The 22867-nt window shown below is 48.1% G+C and carries 20 protein-coding genes and 1 other annotated feature; all 20 genes read right to left on the bottom strand.

The annotated features are described in order from the left end of the window. Positions 1-22: 22 nt before the first annotated feature. A complete protein-coding gene (locus tag C3B52_RS20535) occupies positions 23-223 on the bottom strand; it encodes a cold-shock protein (RefSeq protein WP_103108272.1) in 201 nt (66 codons plus the stop codon). Between the two features lie 235 nt (positions 224-458). Next, a complete protein-coding gene (gene rodA, locus C3B52_RS20530) occupies positions 459-1589 on the bottom strand; it encodes a rod shape-determining protein RodA (RefSeq protein WP_103108271.1) in 1131 nt (376 codons plus the stop codon). 57 nt (positions 1590-1646) lie between these two features. Further along, complete coding sequence (minD, locus tag C3B52_RS20525) at positions 1647-2441, bottom strand: septum site-determining protein MinD (protein ID WP_103108270.1); 795 nt, start codon at positions 2439-2441, stop codon at positions 1647-1649. A 19-nt stretch (positions 2442-2460) separates the two neighbouring features. Beyond that, positions 2461-3138 (bottom strand): septum site-determining protein MinC, encoded by a 678-nt coding sequence (gene minC, locus C3B52_RS20520; protein ID WP_103108326.1) that lies wholly within the window; start codon positions 3136-3138, stop codon positions 2461-2463. A 96-nt stretch (positions 3139-3234) separates the two neighbouring features. Then, positions 3235-5682, bottom strand: coding sequence for a peptidoglycan D,D-transpeptidase FtsI family protein (locus tag C3B52_RS20515; RefSeq protein ID WP_103108269.1), 2448 nt, complete (start codon positions 5680-5682; stop codon positions 3235-3237). A 26-nt stretch (positions 5683-5708) separates the two neighbouring features. Then, complete coding sequence (gene mreD, locus C3B52_RS20510; protein ID WP_103108268.1) at positions 5709-6233, bottom strand: rod shape-determining protein MreD; 525 nt, start codon at positions 6231-6233, stop codon at positions 5709-5711. After that, on the bottom strand, positions 6233-7219 hold the full coding sequence (mreC, locus tag C3B52_RS20505) for a rod shape-determining protein MreC (protein ID WP_103108267.1): 987 nt from the start codon (positions 7217-7219) through the stop codon (positions 6233-6235). The genes mreD and mreC overlap by 1 nt, the downstream gene beginning before the upstream one ends. 14 nt (positions 7220-7233) lie before the next feature. Continuing rightward, the gene (locus C3B52_RS20500) at positions 7234-8277 is read right to left on the bottom strand and encodes a rod shape-determining protein (RefSeq protein WP_103108266.1); all 1044 of its coding nucleotides are present in this window, start codon (positions 8275-8277) and stop codon (positions 7234-7236) included. A 37-nt stretch (positions 8278-8314) separates the two neighbouring features. Beyond that, a complete protein-coding gene (radC, locus tag C3B52_RS20495) occupies positions 8315-9013 on the bottom strand; it encodes a RadC family protein (RefSeq protein ID WP_103108265.1) in 699 nt (232 codons plus the stop codon). A gap of 101 nt (positions 9014-9114) precedes the next feature. After that, positions 9115-9702, bottom strand: coding sequence for a Maf family protein (locus tag C3B52_RS20490; protein ID WP_103108264.1), 588 nt, complete (start codon positions 9700-9702; stop codon positions 9115-9117). 8 nt (positions 9703-9710) lie between these two features. Continuing rightward, complete coding sequence (locus C3B52_RS20485; protein ID WP_103108325.1) at positions 9711-9950, bottom strand: DUF4321 domain-containing protein; 240 nt, start codon at positions 9948-9950, stop codon at positions 9711-9713. 166 nt (positions 9951-10116) lie between these two features. Further along, positions 10117-11397 (bottom strand): hypothetical protein, encoded by a 1281-nt coding sequence (locus C3B52_RS20480; protein ID WP_103108263.1) that lies wholly within the window; start codon positions 11395-11397, stop codon positions 10117-10119. Positions 11398-11478: 81 nt separating this feature from the next. Continuing rightward, positions 11479-11961, bottom strand: coding sequence for a prepilin peptidase (locus tag C3B52_RS20475; RefSeq protein WP_164684840.1), 483 nt, complete (start codon positions 11959-11961; stop codon positions 11479-11481). Between the two features lie 92 nt (positions 11962-12053). Continuing rightward, a complete protein-coding gene (locus C3B52_RS20470; protein WP_373419739.1) occupies positions 12054-13055 on the bottom strand; it encodes a ketoacyl-ACP synthase III in 1002 nt (333 codons plus the stop codon). A gap of 126 nt (positions 13056-13181) precedes the next feature. After that, entirely contained in the window at positions 13182-14564 is a 1383-nt protein-coding gene (gene murC / locus C3B52_RS20465; RefSeq protein ID WP_103108260.1) for a UDP-N-acetylmuramate--L-alanine ligase, read from the bottom strand. 1 nt (position 14565) lies between these two features. Then, positions 14566-15936: a bifunctional folylpolyglutamate synthase/dihydrofolate synthase gene (locus C3B52_RS20460; protein ID WP_103108259.1), complete on the bottom strand. Its 1371-nt coding sequence runs from the start codon at positions 15934-15936 to the stop codon at positions 14566-14568. 43 nt (positions 15937-15979) lie between these two features. After that, a complete protein-coding gene (locus tag C3B52_RS20455) occupies positions 15980-18652 on the bottom strand; it encodes a valine--tRNA ligase (protein WP_103108258.1) in 2673 nt (890 codons plus the stop codon). A 40-nt stretch (positions 18653-18692) separates the two neighbouring features. Then, positions 18693-18931, bottom strand: a binding site (T-box leader). A 67-nt stretch (positions 18932-18998) separates the two neighbouring features. Next, positions 18999-19322 (bottom strand): STAS domain-containing protein, encoded by a 324-nt coding sequence (locus C3B52_RS20450; protein WP_103108257.1) that lies wholly within the window; start codon positions 19320-19322, stop codon positions 18999-19001. A gap of 112 nt (positions 19323-19434) precedes the next feature. After that, positions 19435-20673 (bottom strand): ATP-binding protein, encoded by a 1239-nt coding sequence (locus C3B52_RS20445; RefSeq protein WP_103108256.1) that lies wholly within the window; start codon positions 20671-20673, stop codon positions 19435-19437. Between the two features lie 74 nt (positions 20674-20747). Further along, on the bottom strand, positions 20748-22841 hold the full coding sequence (locus C3B52_RS37370; RefSeq protein WP_235615802.1) for a PP2C family protein-serine/threonine phosphatase: 2094 nt from the start codon (positions 22839-22841) through the stop codon (positions 20748-20750). Positions 22842-22867 lie beyond the last annotated feature (26 nt).

Below are 22867 nucleotides of genomic sequence, written 5' to 3'. Positions count from 1 at the left end.
CTGCCTTCGAATCAGTCGAATTTTACAGTTTAGTTACGCTAGCAGCTTGTGGTCCACGGCTTCCTTGAACGATTTCGAACTCAACCTTTTGGCCTTCGTCCAGAGATTTGAAACCTTCTGTCTGGATCGCGCTGTAATGTACGAATACGTCGTCTCCACCCTCAACTTGGATGAAACCGTATCCTTTTTCTGCATTAAACCATTTTACGATACCTTGTTGCATGAAACAAAACCTCCCTGAACATTACGCCCCACAAGGCGAAAGAGTGTAGCGTTAACCTCTTTTTTACAGATAAGCCTTTTGCGTCAAGGAAAAAAAGCCATACGAATTGCGATTGACAAATGGTGACGTCTCTCACATCCGTACGACTCCATAACCAATCCATCAAATCACTATAACTTGTAAAAATGGTTAACTTAGGATGATTTTATCATACGATTTTCCTTTTGTCACGCATTTAGTCGAAGCGCAGCTTGTCTTTGCGCATGCCGATATTGAGGACAACACCCATAATCATAAAGTTGGTAACAAGTGAGCTACCCCCATAACTGATGAACGGAAGTGGAATACCCGTGATCGGCATCAGCTGGATTGTCATTCCGATGTTTTCAAAAACTTGGAAGGTAAGCATCCCCACAACTCCGGCAACAACATAGGAGCCGAATGGATCTTTGGCTTCCATGGCGATTCGAATCATCCGGTATATCAAAAAGAAAAACAAAATCATCAGGAGTCCCGCACCAACAAAACCGAGCTTCTCTGCAATGACTGTGAAAATGAAGTCACTTTCACCGACTGGCACCCAGCCGAAGCTGGCTTGTGTTGGGGTATCTATTCCTTTTCCGAACAGCTGACCCGAGCCAATCGCAATCAGCGCCTGCTTGAGCTGAAAGCCTTTCCCCATCGCATCCATATCCGGGTCCATCCAAAAAACGATACGATCCCACTGGTACGGCTTAATAATTTTAAAGAACAAGTCTTGCTTGTACTCGTATATCAACGTCATCGCACCAAAAAAGCTGCCGACCATCGCAAACAAGTACAGGGCATGCCGTAGTCGAATTCCCCCGATGATCAGCATCGTAGCGAGCATCCCGGTAAACACCATCGCTGTACCTAGGTCAGGCTGGATCAAAATCAGGAGCAATGGCACACCTACAAGCGCCGCCACCGGAATCAATTTATAGAAATAGTAAAATCGATCCGGATCTTCCGCTCGCTTCGCCATATAGCGAGCCACCGTCAAAATCGTAAATAGCTTCATGGGCTCAGAGGGTTGGAACAGCACGGGACCGAGATCATACCAGCTCGTCGTATTGTTGATCGGTTTTGTTTCAAATACACCAATCAGCAAAATGAGTCCAAAGGCGTACAAAATATACGCGGTGTTGTGGTACAACCGATAATCAAAAATCAGCATACCACCAAGTACGATAAACCCGACGATATACCACACTACCTGCTGATGAGCCTTATCAACTCCGGCAGCCGATCCGGAAATCCCCAAATAACTGAACACGCCAAGCCCTGCCAAAATCAAAATAATGGTCCAGTCCAGCGTCTTTAAATAACGTTTTTCCAGGTCCATACTTTTCCTCCTAGAAAACGTGACTCCCCTCTTTTTCAGAAGGGAGCCCTGCCTTACCTATTTTAATCCAAAGAATTTGCGCATCTTGTGAAATACACCCGCTTTTTCCTGAAGAGGCTGCAGCGGAACTGCTTCCCCTAGCAATCTGCGAGCAACATTGCGATAAGCGATTGCAGCACGAGATTCGTGATTCATCACAGCAGGCTCACCATTATTGGCTGATTTAATCACGTGATCATCATCCGGCACTACTCCGATTAAGTCAATGGCTAATAAATCCAAAATATCCTCGACATCGAGCATATCTCCGTTTTTCACCATATGAGAGCGAACCCGGTTGATGACAAGCTTCGGCATGCCTACTTTTTCTCGCTCTAAAAGGCCTATAATTCGATCAGCGTCGCGCACGGCAGCCTTTTCCGGCGTCGTTACGACGATGGCCTGATCTGCTCCTGCCACAGCATTACGGAAGCCTTGTTCGATTCCAGCTGGGCAGTCAATAATCACATAATCAAATTCGCGCTTTAGCTGCGTCACGATTTCATTCATTTGCTCGGGACTTACCGCAGACTTGTCTTTTGTCTGGGCCGCAGGCAGAAGCGACAGATTTTCAAATCGCTTGTCCTTGATGAGTGCTTGCGGAAGGCGACACGCTCCTTCTGCCACATCAACCAGATCGTAAATGATCCGGTTTTCCAATCCCATCACAACGTCCAGATTTCGTAGTCCAATATCAGTATCTACCATGCATACCTTTTGGCCTAATAACGCAAGCGCAGTTCCTAAATTTGCGGATGTGGTCGTCTTTCCCACGCCGCCTTTGCCTGAAGTTACGACAATTCCAATCCCCACGTCCGTTCCTCCTCTTCCCTCAACCCTCATGCTTTTTTTCACCCAGCTCGGGGCGAATTCGCGGCAAGTAATTCATTTTTGCCACCAGCATCGTGTCACCTTCCAGATAGGCAAACTCCGTCCCTCCGGAATTGTTCGTCCACTCTTCACCTGGCTTGCTGATCACATCGGCAATCCGCAATTGGGTAGGACTCATGACTGCTGCGGCAATAATGACTTGATTGTCTCCAGAAATACCAGCGTGGGCATATCCTCGCAGATGGCCCAGCACGTATATATTTCCTGTGCTGCGAATCGTTCCGCCTGGATTGACGTCTCCTAGCAAGAGCAAATCACCATCGAACTCCAGTACTTGACCAGAGCGAACAGTATTCACCTGCACAGAGAAATGGGTTTTAAGACGTTCAGCAAAAGCTTCTTCCCGTGTAATCACATCAGCTTCAATCGTGTGAATAACGAGGTTCCCCTTTTGCCGGATAATTTGAGTCAACTGCTCTTGATGCTCAGGTGAGCAGTAACGTTTTCCCAATTTAATCGATACCCGAATCAGCGGCCCCGACAAAATCTGTTGGTGGCTATGCTCTATTTTTTCACGCAAGTCGGCCAGCAGTTCGTCGAAGGAACAAGTATCGTCCATAAAGAAGACGAGACCGTCTTTCGTTCCTTTGATTGTGACCTTGCTTTTCACAGTCGTCACCGGTTTCACCTCGACCGATATCTTTCGCCACATAGAAAGATTTTTCCTGCTCTACATGAAAAATTTGCCGAATCGGGTCAATTCCTATCGGGCCCATTATGGTTGGGTTGTTTCAGACGACGGGGGAACTACTCCGTGGGTGAGTACTCCCGGGTTCAACTCGTTGTACGCTTCCAGCAATCGGCGTGCGATCGGTCCAGTTGCATCAGAGCTGGACGTTCCATCGCGCAAGCTGTTTGGAGCAATAACGACGAAAACGACTTGCGGGTTTTCATATGGAGCAAAGCCTACGACCAAGGCGTTTTCTGCTTTTTGTCCAGTTTGTGCCGTACCTGACTTGGCAGCGACTGCAAAAGGCAACCCGGTGAACGCTCTGGAAACGGTACCTCCTGGCTGCGTAACCATCCGCATACCCTCTCTGACCACTTGGATGTGCTTTGGATCGATCTCGACGCGGTTGAGCACCTCAGGTTCGATCAGCGTAAGGGTCTGACCTGGCTTTTTCGGATCGGTTGTACCACGACGAATCTCTTTTACGAGATGTGGACGAATTCGGTAGCCTCCGTTGGCAATCGTCGACACATACTGTCCGATCTGCATCGGTGTAAACAGGTCGTATTGACCGATCATGGCATCTGCAAGGTTTCCGTAATAATTGTAAGGGTTAGGTCTGCCAGTACTTTCACCTGGCAAGTCAACTCCTGTTTTTACTCCTAAACCAAACTGAGCGTTGTAGTAATCTAGAACGGAAAACTGTTTGATCCAATTGTCGCCACCTCTTCTCAAAAGACGAACCGCCATTTCATACATATACGTATTGTTTGACACCTGTAGGGCACGGCGAGCATTAACAATCCCATGCCCTCCTGGCTTCCAGTTCCGTTTATACGTCGAAAGTCCGATCTTCAACCCACCGCGGTCATTGATCGTTTCATTAGGTGTAGTCAAGCCTTCCTGCAGAGCAATCATAACGGACAATGGCTTATAGGTGGAAGCAGGTGGATACGGTGTATAAATGAACCGGTTTGCCTCGTTTGGAAGGATCAACGACGAGTAATTCTCGTTGAATTTCTTGCGATCATAATACAAATTCAAATCGTAATCAGGGTAGCTGGCCATCGCCAAAATTTCTCCCGTATTAGGATTCATCACGAGAACATGGGTATCTTTAAATTCTTTTGGCGTGGTCGGCTTTTTCTTAAACGCTTCGAATTCCTCTTTTAAGATCGCTTCGACCCTGCTTTGAAAACGCCAGTCTAATGCAAGCACGAGATCATTACCTGGCTCAGGCGCCCGGCGCAGAGTCTTTTCAACCGTTTCGGAATTTTTGTTGACATGGACATCCATGATTCCATCCTTGCCACGCAAGTATCGTTCGTACGAGCTTTCCAATCCCGTTACCCCGATTCGGTCAATCGCGTTGTAGCCCTGTGCTACATATTCCTTTAAAATTTCGGGCTTGATTGCGTTGATATAGCCAAGGAAATGGGTTCCAAATGCTGAACCATCGGGGTCGTTGAAAATTTGCCGGACCGGTTCCAGCTCTACACTGATTCCCGGCAGCTCCGTCCGTCTTTCCTCGATTTGGAACATCTCAGCTTGTGTTATATTCACCTTAACCCGACGCGGGATATAGCTAGCCAACTGAGGAGAGCGCATTTCCTGTAGAAGTGAAAGCTTGTGCCACTGGAACTGGCGTTGCTTTTCGTTCAATGGCAAATTAATATCCATCCCGAATAAGTTAACTAAACGCAACAGATCCATATCCGATTTATCAGAGAGTCCTGCCTGCGACGGCAGCAACCGGATTTGTGCTTTTACCTCTTTTGCCAAATCGGTTCTATCTTCTTTATCCAAGGTAAGGCTCACTTCAAGATTGGCACTGATTGCATTTTTCAACAGCTCTAAATCGGACATGTTATTAAAATCCGGGAGCTGCTGTCCTGTTCCTTTTAAATGGGTAGTCATTTTTTTAATGACATCATTGCGCTCACGATCATCAAACGGAGACCGTACACGCAGTCCTACATACATAGCCGTTTTCACGAGTTGGAAGTCAGACATCTTGTCAACATCTTCCTGCTTTGGAACGGCTTTTAATTTGGCCGCGATCTGTTCTTTGAGTTTACTCGTTCCGTCCCTGTCAAATGCAACTGGCAGTGTAGAGCGCAGCTCGATTGTCTTTTTCAAAAGCTCTTTATCCGTCCCGAATTTCGTGATATCCGGAATTAATATTTTTGCTAATCGATCCGCTACCTTTTCCTCATCAATATCTTTACCCTGTTCTTCGACGTACTGAACGGTGTACACAGGCTTGTTGGAGACGAGAACGACGCCATTTTTATCAAGAATTCGGCCGCGCGGAGCAGAAATGGGCAGCTCACGAATGCTGAACTTTTCCAGCTCGTGCCGATATTGCTCTCCTTCTACCAACTGCACAAAGGCAAGTCGTAAAATAATCGCGGCGAAGAACAAAAATACGATCAAGAACAATATATTAAGTCTCACAGGTATATGAGATTTCGGTTCTTTGGCCTCTTCCACGAGCTACTCCCTCCTTTCCGGGTCCCTTATTCCATGAGCAAATCTCGTTTTGCCATAATTTTATTGCACATCCTCATAATAGGAACGTACATAATCAAGGCAAACGCGAAATTGAAAACCACACTCGGCAAGATTTGTCTAGTGAGAATCCATTGAACGTCATAAGGGGCAGCCGAAAACAAGCGAAACAGGCTGTACAGCAGCCACTCGTGGCCAAACAGGATGAGGATGGTTGTCACGAGCATCATCCCGAACCCGCGCTGGAACAAAAGCATGATCATCCCGGCAAAGTAGCTGGCTACCATCATGGACATCATGTAAATGCCAATGACTTGACCAAACAGGACGTCTTGGAGAAAGCCAAAGGCAAGCCCGTAGTAAAGACCTTCTCTTCGTCCCAAAAACGCCGAAATAAAAATGCAGCATACAAGCGCAAAGCGGGGTACTGTCGTCCATGACAGACCCCATGTCTCTGGCGAGAAGACTGGCATAACAGTTCCTTCGAGGACAAACAGCACCACTACAGTCACTGTCAGCAAAAAGCGAGCCATTACTGTCCACCCCCAGCTGCCGGCGTTGTTGTCCCAGTTGAAGCGGGCGGTACTGCTTTACCATTTGCCCCAGGTGCTGATGTTTGGTTTACTGGCTGCTGTGGAATGACTTCACCATTCGCTGAAATGGAAAAATTGCGTTCCACAACCATAACCTCGTTCAATTGTGAAAAATCGGCGCTCGGCTGGATGTACGCCGTCTGTGTCAAGCCGTAATCATCAGGCTCGACGCGAACGATGAAACCGATCGGCAGATTGCGCGGAACGACTCCACCAAGACCCGAGGTGATCACTTGCTGCTTTGCTTCAATTTTCTGGCCCCACGGAATTTTTCGCATGACGAGCATGCGCTCCTTAGAGTCATATTCCTCTACGACACCGCTAATGTTTTGGTATACTTCCACACCGTTAACCATTTGCTTTGCCTGGATATCTGCTGAGATGTGATCACGTCTCTCGTAGCTGGTCAACAATTCTACTGTTGCGGAGAAATTGGCGACACTCTGCACGCGACCAATCATTCCCTTTGCCGTAATCACGGCCATATCCTTTTTAATACCGTGCTTCAGGCCTTGGTCAATGGTGATTACGTTGTTCCACGTATCTGGATTGCGTGCTACTACTTCGGCAAAACGAAGGTTATACGATTTGAGAGATTGCTTTGCACCCAGTTCTTTCCTGAGACGTTCATTCTCTGCTTTCAAATCATGCAACTCTGCGCTCATTTGCGCATATTGATCAAGCCCGGCCTTGAGAGCTTTATTTTCCTCGTAAACGCTGTACGCATCGTCAATTTCCTGAAAAAAGCCAGAAACAGCCTGAGCAGGGCGATAAAACAAGCCCTGCACCACGCTGAAGGTATCTTTGAAAAACATTTCTGGCCATGTCAGATTGACTCGTTCTCGAGATGTGTAGCCTACGACTGAAATGAGCAAAACCAGGCCAACTAGTACGATAATAAGCCGCTTGTTCCCGAAAAACGACATGCCCTGACCTCCGTTTATTTACCCCGTTTTTGTCGGGAAGAGGTGATCCCATGCTTCGACTTGAACAGATGAATGTTATCCAGTGCACGCCCTGTACCGATGGCTACACAGTCCAGTGCATTCTCCGCTACATGCACAGGCATCCCCGTTTCTTTGGCCAACAAGCGATCCATATTACGCAGAAGGGCTCCCCCGCCAGTCAATACGATACCCCGATCCATAATATCTGCAGCAAGCTCCGGCGGACTTTTCTCCAAAGTTACCTTCACCGCTTCCACAATGGCTGCCACTGTTTCAGCCAATGCCTCAGCAATTTCCGTACTGCTTACCGACAAGGTTTTTGGCAGCCCTGACACCAGATCGCGTCCGCGAATATCTACATTCTCTGCTTCTTCTGGCGCAATCGCAGAACCGATCTCCAGCTTCAGTGTTTCAGCCGTGCGCTCCCCGATCATCAGATTGTAGCGGCGCTTGATGTATTGCATGATAGCCCCGTCCATTTCATCTCCGCCCACACGAATGGAGCGGGATGTAACAATCCCGCCTAAGGAAATGATCGCAACCTCAGTCGTACCGCCACCAATATCGACAACCATACTTCCTGTCGGCTCCCAAACTGGCAAATCCGCTCCGATCGCTGCGGCAAACGGCTCCTCGATCGTATGTGCTTCTTTGGCGCCTGCCTGCTTGGTCGCGTCTTCAACGGCGCGTTTTTCTACAGCAGTAATCCCAGATGGCACGCATACCATTACATTAGGACGACGGCTGAACAAGCCTTGGTTTTTTTGCGCCTGATTAATGAAATAGCGCATCATTGTTGCTGTCGTATCGAAGTCGGCGATAACACCGTCTTTCATCGGTCGAACAGCAACGATGTTTCCAGGCGTACGGCCAATCATGCTTTTCGCCGCGTTTCCTACCGCTTCAATTGAATTGTTATTCGTACGAATCGCCACAACAGACGGCTCTCGCACAACAATTCCCTTCCCTTTCACAAAAACCAATGTATTGGCAGTGCCTAGGTCAATCCCCAAGTCACGTGTAAATCCTCCGAACATAAAAAAACTCCTTCCGCTATTTTACAATTGCAAGCTTTTATAAGTACCCCTGCTCTTTTAAGCTGACGTACTTGCCATCCCCTATGATCACATGATCCAACAAGGAGATTCCCACCAACTCACCCGCTTCACGCAGCGTATGCGTGATCGCGATGTCTTCCCTGCTTGGCGTGGGATCACCACTCGGATGGTTATGTAGGCAAATCACTGATGCGCTGCTGCGACGGATCGCTTCTTTGAAGACTTCTCTAGGGTGCACGATGGAAGCGTCCAGACTGCCTACAAAAATCGTCTGCTTGCCAATCACGTGGTTCTTGGTATTGAGAAAGAGACACACAAAATGCTCCTGTGTCAAATGAGCCAGCTCTGTTGACATCAGTTCGGCCACATCGCGCGGTAGTCGGATTGAAGCCCGAGTTTGACGAGGAACGGCAACTAATCTGCGTCCTAATTCAAACGCAGCATGCAGCTCTATCGCCTTGACCGGACCAATTCCCTTTAGCTCTGTCAGCTCTGCATGGGAGGCATCAGCCAACCCTCGCAAATCGCCAAATCTGACTAACAACCTCTGAGCAAGCTCATAGGCAGTCTCTTGTTCCCTGCCTGTCCGCAGTAAAATGGCAAGAAGCTCTGTATCAGACAAATGGTCTGCTCCTTCTCGAAGCAACCGCTCCCGAGGACGTTCATAGTAAGGGACGTTTTTCACGGTTATTTTGTTACAGGTATTTGTTGCCATTTTTCTACCGCCTCCAGCCATTTTCACTTTTATCGGAACGGCTGGCATGGAGAGCTATCATTAGAAGTATGGCCGTTGCCACTTGAAGCCAAGCTAGACAACTATAAAATCACAATACCAAAACGAGAGAGCATATTGGCAGTCAAACATAGCGGAAGACCGACAACTGTAAAATAATCGCCTTTGATCCCTTCCACGATCGTAGCACCAATACCCTGAATAGCGTAGGAACCTGCTTTGTCCATTGGTTCCCTCGTTGCAATGTAAGACTCAATCTCTACTTTTGAAAGCGGACGAATCTTTACCTGGGTATGGCTAAACGATACTTCCGAACGCTTGGTTGCAGCATCTATCAGCGCGACGCCACTGTAAACAGTGTGTTCCTGACCTTGCAGCATGGACAGCATTCGGAATGCGTCACTCTCGTCCACTGGCTTCCCTAAAATTTGTCCGTTTAAGACAACAATGGTATCAGAGCCCAAGACAATCCCTTCCGTCAACCGATCAGAGATAGCCGCGGCCTTACGTAGAGACAGCTCTTTCACCACATCTTCTGGTGAAAGCTCTGGTGCCGTAGTCTCATCCACATCGCTGGTCAAAATCTCAAAAGCAATACCGAGATTTTGCAGTAGCTCTCTGCGACGAGGCGAGGATGAAGCTAGAATGAGAGATGCTTTTGTTTCCGTCATTTTTCACCCTACTTTATGCGTCGATGTATCCAAAATGCGAGGGCAAGCCCTCCGATACTGGCTAGATTTAGTTTTACCTGAAAGTTCAGGTCGTACTTCAAAATTTCTAAATCTGCCGCAGGTGACCATGTTATCATTTTGCTCTTGGCCAGAAAAGGGACCCAGGGACCCAAAATCTCCCCTACAATGCTGCCGAACAAGAGTCCACTGACCAACAATAACAACAGTATAAGCGTATCTTTTCCCATAGCTTCCCCAACTCCCTTTCTAGAAGGGATTCTCTTTTTGCCATCAATAAGTTTAGCAAATGGGGGAGTGTGAAACAATCCCTGATTGCTCTTGGTAGTTACTGTATATAAAGAAAAGACCTCCTGCAAGAAAACATTGCGGAAGTCTCGTGCTCAAATGCGTGACCTATTCTTTTTTCTGTGCCTGCTGGAACAGACCTGTGTACCCCTCCAAATATTCAAGTACACCCGCCTGCACTTGCCACGCATAGGATTCGGCGCTTTCTACTTTTTTACCTGCACTCGCTTCGGCCATTTTTTCTCTGGCTGCCATCGCCTGATCGATGCCATTTACCATTGCTGTATACTGCGGCTTCATGGCCTCAGGAACCTGCACCAATCGGCTTGATTCCAGGAATTGGCGATGCTGTTCCTTGAGCGATGCTGTCTCTTGGGGTGAAGAGGAGAGCTGACCTGTGGTAATGATCAGTCCAGAGTGGGATGACAGGGTTTGGATCAGCTTTACTCCTTTGCTGAAAAAGCCACTCACATCTGGTGCGGCTCCTGATGTCTGGGCAACTGGAAGCGTGCCTTGAAAAGCCGGGAAGGCAAATTCTTTGACGTAAACATCCATTCCTTTGTTCTTCAGACTGGTCGCAAATCCGAGAACAGCATCTCTTGTAGGCGCGGCCGCAGCAAACATGTATTGCTTGGCACTGTCCTTGTACACTAGATGAGGTATGCCCATTTTGTCGAGCGGCTGGGCGACTGTATCTGGAGCAGCATCCTTTTGAAAGACGCCTGCTTGCGCTACAAACATATTGATCTGGGGCAATTGAAGCTGAATTTCACTTGCGTTACCGGCTGACGGAGAAGGGGCAGGAGTCGCCCCTCCTACTACGCTACCTGCTTCGCCGGGCAAAACAGGACCTGCGAGCTTCTGATTATCTGTAGCTGGACTTGCAGCCGACAGCGTCTGAACTGTATCCTCTAACACTGTGCGATAAGACTCTGAGAACTCTTCCTTTGTAAAAACAGTCAGTACCAAAAAGCCGAACAACAGCCCGACAGCGATTGCTCCCCCAGTAGTCAAAACCGTCTGTAAGACTGGTCCCTTCGGAAAATAGGAGAAGAGCTGACTGACCTTCGTTTTTCCAAACTTCTTCTCTTCAAAATCATGGTGACTCGCTTGGTGGCTGTCTTCGTGCTGCTCGATGAAATCCGGCATCTCTGCCTCTCTTGGAGCCTCACGCTCTCCCATCTCTCGCAGCTGCTTCATCCGATCCATAGCATCACTTCCATTTTTCACATGAGTCGGACCTGGAATGGAAATCGGAGGTGCTTGAATTCGCACGCGCGGCGGCAATTCTTTCTTTGGCATTTGCTTATCTGCGCTGTCCTCGCGTTTTTCTTCCCAAAACTTCCCGTTCATTTTAACGGTAACATTATTTCGTTTTTCTCCGCTCATACTCATGCCCTCCCAGCAACAGGCTCTTTGTACTAGCTTACGTTGCCTCTGGACGGGTTATGACACATCCTAGTCATTCTATTACACAAAATCTAGCACAAGAGAAAGCAGCTGCCAGAGCATTCCTACAGCAACAAAAGGTGCAAAAGGAAGAGTATCTCTCACACTGACTTTTTTCGCAAGAGATAAAAAGAGAGCGGTCAGGAAAGCTGTCACGCATGTAATCGTAAGCATAGACAGGAACTCCTGAAAGCCGAGCGCAAAGGCCAATAAACCGAGCAGCTTGGCATCTCCCATCCCTATAGCAAAAGGCAAGCAGAAACTGAGCAGGGCAAACCCCAGGAAAAAAACGATTCCGGATAAAGCGTGCATGGACCAGAAATAATCCTCGATAAAGAAGAAAGCCACTATGACCGTTAAGATCAGCCCGAATAAAAGCGCACGGTTCGGAATTCTCCTCTCGTAAATATCCGTCCGAGCTACATACAAGCATACCGCCAGTAAACACAAGTACAACACGACGTGACCGGTATCAGACTGTCCAAAAGCTATGGGTACGATCACACTACTACACCTCCTCCATAAGAGAGAGCGTACAGCTTTTTTCTGGCACAAAAAAACACCGACCCGTAATCATCATAGGTCGGTGCTTCTTCTTATTTTTCTCCATCCAAATCCCAGGTGAGCATCAGGCCTGCGTGGACGAGACCGCCACCAAAACCGTATAAAAGGAGTGTGTCTCCTGATTTTACCTTCCCCTGCTGAATCCCCAGATCAAGCGCCAAAGGGATGCTGGCAGCCGATGTATTGCCGTAGTGCGTCATGCTGACAAGAGTCTTTTCAATCGGGTAATCGCTCTTCTCGCAAATGGACTCAATCATTCGCAGGTTGGCGCTGTGAGGAATGAACCAGTCAACATCCTCCAAGCTTTTACCTGCTCGGGTAACCACCTGCTCCATCCCTTTAGGAATCGTGGTAGCCGCCCATTTGTACACTTCTCTGCCGTTTTGGACGATGCAGCCAGTTGGCGTCAGATCGCGCCCAAACATCGTTTCAGACATTCCAGAGCGGTACACATGAATTCCGCCGTCTCCTTTTGAGCCTAAGTAGAAGGAATGAAAGCCTGGGGCCTTCTCATCTCTTTCTACCAAAACAGCCCCGGCACCGTCTCCAAATAAGATGCATGTCGTACGATCAGTGTAATCGGTCACTTTGGACAGGGTTTCTGCAGCCACTACCAATACTTTTTGATGCAAGCCTGAGGAGATCATCGTGTTTGCAACGTGCAAGGCATACGTAAACCCTGCGCAGGTCGCTGATAAGTCCATCGCCCCTGCCTGCTCGATTCCAAAGCGGGCCTGGATTTGGGTAGCAACGCTCGGGAAAGGATAATCAGGCGTGCTTGTGGCGACGAGAATCATATCTACATCGGTTACGCTTTTATGATACGTTTCGATCAGCTTTTCAACAGCGGCGATTGCAAGATCGCTAGTAAATTCGTTATCTGCGGCCATTCTTCGCTCGCGAATCCCTGTTCTCTGAAAAATCCATTCATCGGAGGTATCTACCATTTTCTCAAGATCACTGTTGGTCAATATACGTGTCGGAACGTAGGTGCCAATTGCGGTAATACGTGCTGTATTTTGAGTAGAATTCATCACCATACGATTATCACCTCATGTATTTAATGACCTTATTATATCATCAAGTATTAGTATCTGGTACTAATTTTATTTAAAAAAGACCTGAACCAAACGGTCCAAGTCTTCATATGCTACGTATGCTTACTTTTCCAGCTTTTCTGCAAGCCAATAAGCCGATTTCCAAATATCTCCTGCCCCCATCGTCAATACGAGGTCACCAGGCTGCAAATCTTTGAAAACCTGCTCCTGCATCTGCTCTTTTGTCGGGATGTACTGGGCCCGCGGATGGCTATTGATCCGGATTTTTTCCACCAATGCCTCAGAGGTGACTCCCTCAATCTTTGGTTCCCCAGCAGGTGAATAAATGTCTGTGACAATCACCTCATCCGCTTCCCCGAAAGCACGGCTGAACTCATCCATGAGGAAGAATGTGCGAGTATAACGCTGAGGCTGGAAGACAGCAATGACTCTTCTTCCAGAAGCTCTTGCCCCGCTCAGCGTCGCAATGATTTCTGTCGGATGGTGAGCGTAGTCATCCACGACCAGAATATCACGTGCTTCACCAATAATCTGGAAGCGTCTTTTCGCTCCGCGGAAGGTAGTCAAAGCAGCCGCAATCTGCTCAAATGACAAGCCAGTATCCAGGCAAACGATAATCGCGGCAAGTGCATTCGCGATATTGTGATTGCCAGGTACAGTGAGTGTCAACTCTCCCAACAGCTGATCCTTGTGATAGATCTTGCAGGTGCTGCAACGGTCGCCGCACTGAATTTCTTCTGCACGGAAGTCCGCCCCCTCACTGATCGCCGGATCAATCGAATACGTAATGACTGTCTCTATAACCGAAGGAAGCACTTCCCGCACATGCGAATCATCGATGCACAAGACCGCTTTTCCTCCTGGCTTTAAATGACTGAGAAACTTTACGTACGCCTGCTTCAAATTGTTAAAATCACCGTCGAAATGCTCCAGATGATCCGGTTCAATACTGGTTACAATTTCATACATCGGTCTGTATTCCAGGAATGAACCGTCGCTTTCATCTGCCTCTGCAATGACATAATCACTTGTTCCTGCCTTTGCATTGGTTCCAGCATTCATCAGCTCTCCGCCGATAATAAAGGTCGGGTCAACTCCGCACTCTTCCATTACATGCGAAATCATAGAAGTGGTCGTGGTTTTGCCGTGCGCTCCTGCTACCGCCACACCTGTCCGTTCGTTTAAAATGCGGGCGAGCATCTGCGAGCGATGCATGACCACAATCCCTTTTGCCTCAGCAGCAACTACTTCGGGATTGTCTTTGGGAATGCTGGTGGAGTATACGATGATGTCTGCTCCCTCCACGTGGGCAGCATGATGGCCGATATGAACGACCGCCCCTCTTGCTTCCAGCTTCTTCGCCAAATCGTTCATGGCTACATCGGAGCCGGTTACCTTGTATCCAAGGTCGATCAAGACGCGGGCAATGGCACTCATGCCATATCCGCCTATGCCCACAAAGTGGACGTGCCTAGCCTGATCCACCCTATTCACCTGCCTCTTCTACTGTAGTGGGAAAGAATGCGCGCACTTGGGCGATGAAGTAGAGCGAGCCGCAGATAACTAAGCTGTCGTCTGATTTCGCTGCTTGCTTCTCCTTCGTCCAAGCAAGTAGAAATGCTCGCCAGTCAGAAACGGTACTGAGAAGATTCTCTTCCCATCCGCCTGATTGAAACGCATCGTGCAATTCTGCTGCTTTTGCTGCACGTGGAAAGTCGAACGTCGTCACATGAATAGTCTCAATGCGAGATCTGAGCGGTGCGAGCGTTTCTGCCATTTTCGCAAGCGGCTTATCCGAAAGCCCGGAAAAGAGCAGATGCAAGTGCTTGCCCTGTGGCAACAAACGATCCAAACTGCTTACGAGCGCTTCCATCCCCTCTTGGTTGTGTGCCCCGTCCAAGAGTACCAAAGGTCTTGGGGAGACTACTTCTAGACGACCAGGCCAGCGCGTTTGTTGCAAACCTCGAAACAATTCCTCCTCTTCCAGCAAAAAAGAGAAATAGTTGCGCAAGACATCGATAGTCATCAGAGCCACCGAAGCGTTATTTGTCTGATGACTTCCATTCATAGTCAAACGGTAGGAGGACTCATGGCGTCGGTGGATGCTGTGATAACGAAACTGTTGTTCACCCAGCTGTTCCGAAATCTGTTCTCCATGAAAATCCTTACCGATTTGATAGAGTGTACTACGTGTCTGATTGGCACGCTCCTGGATCACAGCGAGTACCTCAGGTCTGGTTTCTCCAGTTACGACAGGCACGCCAGGCTTGATAATCCCTGCCTTTTCCCGAGCGATGTCTACCAGATTGTCACCCAAAACATTTGTATGATCGAGTCCAATGTTGGTAATGACGGAAACGAGCGGGATGACGACGTTTGTAGAATCCAAACGTCCGCCAAGTCCCGTTTCCCATACGACTACCGCTGGTCTTGCCACTCTGGCATAATACAGAATGGCAATCAGCGTAATCACCTCAAACTCTGTAGGCGATCCAAACTCTGTTTCCTGCTCGCAGCGATTCACCAGGACCTTTACCTCGTTCACCAGCTTCAGCAGGTCTTCCTCTGGAATCATATTCCCATTAAAACGAATACGCTCCCGAAAATCGATCAAATAGGGAGAAGTAAACGTACCAACACTGTAGCCTGCTTCCATCAGCATCTGCGTAAGATATGCGCAGGTAGAGCCTTTACCATTCGTGCCTGCTACATGGATGAACGGCACTCTACGCTCGGGGTGTCCCAGCTCTTCCAACACCCATTGCATTCTTTCCAGCCCTGGTCGTTGACCAAAAGCTAGTAGGCCATGCAACCAGTCAAGCGCTTGTGTATATTCGACAAATTCTTCTGCATGCATACCACAATGCTCCATTCTCAAAAATATGCGGTTAGCTAAAGGATCATTCGCCCTTCAATTCAGCAAGCCTTGCAATCACTTTATCCCGCTTTTCCATGTAGTCAGCCATTTTGGCTTTTTCTTCTGCAACCACTTTTTCTGGTGCCTTGGCCATAAAGCCTGCGTTGTTTAGCTTCTTCTCAATCCGCTCTACTTCGCCGTGCAAGCCGGACAGTTCTTTTTCCAAACGCTTCAGCTCTTGATCCAGATCAAGCAAGCCAGCCAGTGGCAAGAACAGCTCTGCTCCGGTCACAACAGCAGACATCGCCTTATCTGGCGTCGCCAGCTGCTGATTGATTTCCAGTCTCTCCGGATTGCAGAAACGAGCAATATACTCCTCACCACGCGCCAGACGCTCTGCTGAAGTCGCGTCGCTTGGCTTGATCAACAGCTCGATCTTTTTGGACATCGGCACGTTTACTTCTGCACGGATGTTACGTACGCTGCGGATAACTTCCATGAGTAGAGACATTTCGCTCTCTGCCTCAGCAAATACCCAATTTTCGTTTACAACTGGCCAAGGAGCTACCGTAATACTCTCGCCTTGGTGCGGCAATGCCTGCCAAATTTCCTCTGTCATAAACGGCATGAACGGATGCAGGAGCTTGAGCGTCTGATCAAGCACTGTTACGAGTACGGATTGCGTTGTCTTTTTCGCTGCTGCATCTGTACCGTACAATGGGAGCTTCGCCATCTCGATATACCAATCGCACAGATCATCCCAGATGAAGTTGTAAAGGACACGGCCTACTTCTCCGAATTCAAAGGCATCAGAGAGACGTGTTACATCCGCAATCGTTGCTTGCAGGCGGGACAGAATCCACTTGTCTGGTGTAGACAGCTCGCCACTCAGATCAATATCGTCGTAGCTGAAGTCAGTCAGGTTCATCAAGGCAAAACGGGACGCATTCCAGATCTTGTTGGCAAAGTTGCGGTTTGCCTCAACCTTTTCCCAATAGAAGCGTTGGTCGTTCCCTGGGGAGTTGCCCGTTGCCAATGTGAAGCGCAGCGCGTCAGCACCGTATTTTTCAATTACTTCCATCGGATCGACACCGTTGCCGAGCGACTTGGACATTTTGCGTCCTTCGGAGTCGCGGATGATGCCATGGATCAAAACGGTCTCAAATGGATTTTTTCCAGTGAATTCCAGACCACTAAACATCATACGTGCAACCCAGAAGAAGATGATATCGTAACCTGTTACCAGTACGTTTGTTGGATAGAAGTACTTCATGTCTTCGGATTCTTCCGGCCAGCCTAGCGTAGAGAACGGCCACAATCCCGAAGAGAACCATGTATCGAGAACATCATTGTCTTGCGTGAGCTGGTGGCTGTGGCAGCATGGGCACTCTGTCACGTCATCACGTGAAACGATGGTTTCGCCACAATCGGAGCAATACCATGCAGGAATGCGGTGTCCCCACCAAAGCTGACGAGAAATGCACCAGTCGCGAATATTTTCGATCCAGCGCAAATAATTTGTTTTGAAGCGCTCTGGTACAAATTTGACACTGTCTTCACTCGCAGCGTTTTCCAGTGCCTTATCAGCAAGTGGCTGCATTTTTACGAACCATTGAGTAGACAAATACGGCTCAACTACTGCATCGCTGCGTTCGCTGTGTCCAACCTGGTGAATGTGCTCCTCCACCTTGAACATGATGCCTTGCTCGGTGAGGTCCTTGATGATTTGTTTACGGCAGGCAAAACGATCAAGACCTTTGTAAATGCCTGCTTGGTCGTTCATCGTACCTGTTTCATCCATGACAACGATTTGCGGCAGTTGATGGCGCAGACCGAGCTCAAAGTCGTTAGGATCATGTGCTGGCGTAATTTTTACTGCACCTGAACCAAATTCAGGATCAACATAGTCATCTGCCACGATTGGAATTTCGCGTCCCACTACTGGCAAAATAACAGTTTTTCCGATCAAATGCTTATAGCGCTCGTCTTCTGGATGGACAGCGACGGCTGTATCCCCCAGCATCGTCTCCGGACGTGTCGTAGCCACTTCAATATGTCCGCTTCCATCAGCCAGCGGGTAGCGCATGTGGTGCATAGCACCTTTGACTTCTTTGTAAATAACCTCGATATCAGACAAGGCTGTGCGTGCTGCCGGATCCCAGTTGATGATGCGGTTGCCGCGGTAGATCAGACCTTTTTCATAAAGGCGAACGAAAACCTCACGTACGGCACGGGACAAGCCCTCATCCATCGTAAAGCGCTCACGGGAGTAATCCAGCGCCAGACCAAGCTTCTCCCACTGCTCACGGATGTGCGAAGCGTAAATATGCTTCCATTCCCATACCTTTTCCACGAATTTTTCACGTCCAAGATCATGACGGGAGATGCCTTCCTCACGCAGAGTTGCTTCTACGCGAGCCTGTGTAGCGATACCCGCGTGGTCCATCCCTGGTAAAAACAGTGTGCTATATCCTTGCATCCGCTTCGTACGAGTGATGATGTCTTGGAGTGTCGTATCAAGTGCGTGCCCCAGATGGAGCTTCCCTGTGACATTCGGAGGCGGGATCACAATCGTGTACGGCTTTTTATTAGGGTCGCGGTGCGCTTTAAAAAACTCTTTTTGAATCCAGTACGGATACCATTTGTTTTCAGCTGCCTTTGGATCATAATTTTTCGGCAGCAGCTGGTCAATGTCTTGTGTTGGCTGTGTTGACATATGTGACTCCTCCTTGAAAAAAATAAAAAAAACCCCTCATCCAAAGGACGAAAGGATTATTTCGCGGTACCACCTTTGTTAACATGCATCGCGTAAAACGACCATGCATGTTCCCTCTGACAAGATAACGGTTGCGATCCGTTTCCAGCTACGCTATTTGCTTTCACTGGAATAACTCCCGGGCGACCTTCAGTCATTTTTCCTTAGAGAATCTCGCAGCAACTGATTCTCCTCTCTGCCAAGGCATCCTGACCTACTCTTCCCGATCATTGTTGATTAGATATGTAATTGACAATTAGCTCTACGTTATTATATACAATCAGTCCGTTATGCGTCAAACCCGGTTTCACCCGGTTTTTTCCGCCTTGCCAACACTGATGCCCAGTGCATCGGTGAAGCCAAGTACACTTAGTATGTCCAGTATTTCTTCGCGAACATTAACAATTTCCACTTGTTTGCCCAAAGCAAGCAATTCTTTCGTTGTAAAAAAAAGACTGCCAATACCGGAAGAATCTACAAAGGATACACCTTGAAAATCGACAGTAACGGTTTGATTTCGCCCTCCATACTGTTGGATCAACTCACCTACTTGATCACCTACAGCCATGTCCAGCTCTCCGGCGAAAAACAACGTAGCCTGCCCGTTTGTCTCTGTTGCTCGGTAGTCCATGCTCTAACTCCTCTCAAAAGGTATCGGTACTACGGACGTACTTCCTTCTCTATTTACTATAGTACCCGCTCTCACTCATTTACAAACATTTGACACATTCTTGAAATTCCCTTTATGTGGCAATGACGCATTCCAAAATCAACTTGGTGCCTGCCAGAGAGCTACCAAGATACACCCGATCACAATATTGCAGCATCACCTGAAACCCTGCCCCGAGGGAATGTCGCGTAGAAAAGCCGTGCTGTAGCGTCACGCGCGGCAAATCCTCCAAAACGATTCCTTGACCTGTGTCGTGAATAACAGCTCTGCACAAGGTTTTGTCTGTTGAAATATGCAAGGTGATTGTTCCCCCACTGCCATGCTTAAGCGTATTGGAGGCTGCCTCATTGACTGCTACCATAAACTGCAGCAATCGTTTATCAGAAATACCGACCGGTTCTAATGCACGTTTGAAAGAACGTCGCAGCTCTGCCAGCTGCTCAGGTGCTCGTAAATCCATTGCCAGAGACTTATGACCTTCCCGTAGCAAGAAAAACAATTCCTCGTCACTTAACAGTAGAAGCTTTTCTTTGGTAACGACCGCCAAAATGTCCCTGTAAATTTCCCATTCCCGCCGCTTGCGTTTACGCTCTTCCAGAATCGCCGCTGTAACATCGATGAGCGCAATTCCACAGCTTTGATCAGGCAGTGGAGATGCATACACTTCGAACACCTTTTGCCCATCAGAGGACATGATTTGTTCTCTCACAGATGCACCATCGCCCGCAGCGGACTCCACCAAGCGCCTCATCTCACGCTCAATGTCATGATCTGCACGGCTAGAACCGATAGAGCGCAAGCTTCCATTATCGTAAAGATACAGAAAGATTGTCTCGATCCGCCGCAAGATCGATAGCTTTTGCAGCTCTTGCTTAATCAAAAGCCCACGTTTATCATCCCGCTCTTTCCAATCTGGTAAGACGTCGATCGGGTTCAACTCGTCACTCATGTGCCAATTATGAAATTCATCGAGCAGAAGTCGTTCCAAAACTTCCTCTCGCCGCAATACTTTTTCTATATCAATGACATAGTAGGGTACGCCGGCAATTCCTCGCAGTCCACCGCCAATAATCCGGAAATCTGCTGCCAGCTCTACCTCCATACGTCCATGCAAAGAATGCTCCCTGCTATACAACCCGATTGCCGTCCGACTCACTGCATGCAGCTGCGCTACCGTTGTCTCCATCGTCGCAAGATTGGTTACCTGTACCGACCTAGGTGGAAGTACTTTTTGCGCAGAACCCCCTGAGCGCAGAGCATCCAGGCAATTACGACAATCAGGATTGTCCGGACACTGCTCACACAGAATCACGGTTCATCCTCCTGTTCATTGGCGTTTTTTGCTGGATTACTATTTTGTATCATAACATTCCGGTAGCTGTTGGACTATATCGGAGGTGCAGACTGAAATTGAAGGATCAGCACAGACATATCATCCAATTGCTTTTCTCTTCGCGTCATTCCCCATACATGCGATTCTACCCGATCGATAACCCCATCATTTGTGCTTTCAGCCTCGTCCAATAATGCAGATAATTCCACCAGCCATTGCTGCAAGCAACGAAATGCATCTTTTCTACCAGTATTGACCAATCCATCTGTATAAATGAGGAGAATGGCCTCTTCTTTTAAGAGTACTTCCTCGAGCGGATAAGTGCTATCAGGCAAAAGCCCCAGTCCGACCCCTCCACTGCAATCCAAGACGGATTGTTTGCTTTTGGAAAGATACAGTGGCTGAGGATGACCTGCGCGGCTTAGAAGCAATTTATGCTCATAGCTGTCATAGACGGTAACCATCATCGTGATGAAGGAGCGGGTCTTCGATAAATTTTCGTACAGCAGCTGATTCAGTCTTTCAAGGATCTCATCTGGGGACCAGCTCGTCTGCAAAACAGCTCTTGCTGCACTTGATATGCCCGTTGCCAATAAGCTAGCCGGCAATCCATGACCTGACACATCGGCCACGATAAAACAAACATATCGATCATCGATCCGAATATAATCAACATAATCGCCGCCTACATAAGTAATCGGTGCATAGACAGTACGAGCTCTGAGGCCTTTGATGATCCATTCTTCTTTGGGAATGAGCATCGATTGAATACGTCTGGCAAGCCCCATCTCTGTTTCCATCACCCCGAGCTCCAGCGCTTGATGCTCATGCAGGCAGCGCAGGATGAGCCCTCTCACATTTACCAGCAGCACTTGAAAAAAGGATTGCTCCAGCTCTGCATGCCCTTGATCAGCTACCGATATTTGCGCAACCAGGGAAACATACCGCGGGATCAACGCTGTATCCCGCTGTTCAGAAACAACCACCCGCTGGTCGACCATATGCAGGTTGCCTGTACAAACTTTCGTTCCACGCTCCAGGCGATAGTAGACTTCTCCGCACTTCGACTCCAGAGATAGCTGCAAAAAAGTGAGCGTATCCATTTTGGCAAACCACGTATCTACCAGCTCTTCTATCACCTGCTGAAGCGTCTCATAATTGACTTCCCGAAGGCTCTGCTCATTGCTTGCCAGAAGCAGGTATTCATAATTTTGCTTCAGACCTAGGACCCGGGACAATTGCATGTTCTGTAACTGAATTTGCTCCAGCTGATTCTCATATTTTTGCTCGAGAAGACTTGCTGCGACTAATGTCTCATTCATCAAATGATGATTTTCGCGACTTGTCAGATAGACACGAACCAGCCCAAACAAAATTCCCGCTCCAAGACCTACCTTTCCATAAAAAGGGATATCTGGTATGGCCGCTAGCATTGCTACAATCGAAAGCAATATGAGCTGCACCATAATCGCATCCTGCTTCCCGAGCTTCTGTCTTTCAAACAAATAACGATACTCGGTGTGGGCTATTTGAACCGTTTGCTGCTCGCCAAGCCTATGATGAGCGTAAAACAAGCATCCAAACGCGATCAGTACACACCAGATCATGACATAGGAAGGAACCATCGGTGTCATCATCATAACGGCAATAAACATGATCGTTGACAACAGCAGTCTTCCTCGTTTTAACCGAGCCGCTCCCTGCAATTGCCGGATGATGAGAAGCAGACTGATTGCGGGCAACAGCAAGTAAAATCCACCTTGCCAATATATCATCTTCGGTGTATGCCTATTTTCGTGGTTGGTAAGATCATGAAAAATAACCAGCAGCAAAAAAGTGACAATCAACGCAAGCGTGTCTAGAACCATTTTCCACCGTTCATAGGTAGCGTGAGAAGCGAGTGGAAATACGTGCAGTGACCTGAGGAAAAAAACATATGTAAGCAAAGAAATAGGCAGGCTCAATTTCTGGATCCACCATACAGATGATAGTGCCAGCAAACTACCGATACACCAAGCAATGAGTCCGATTCCCTGTAAAAAGGAAACATCTTCCCACCGCTTCGCTCCATTCCATTTTTTCGATAAGAGAGCGATATAAACGCCGCCACCACTCCCTAATCCGTATAACAGCACTTCCCAGATCATTTGTATCACCTTTATATATAAGTCCT

Origin of the sequence: Brevibacillus reuszeri, assembly GCF_002897295.1 — a bacterium.
GTDB lineage: Bacteria > Bacillota > Bacilli > Brevibacillales > Brevibacillaceae > Brevibacillus > Brevibacillus reuszeri_A.
Note: the sequence above shows the minus strand (reverse complement) of the source record. Positions and strands in the feature narration are given on the sequence as shown.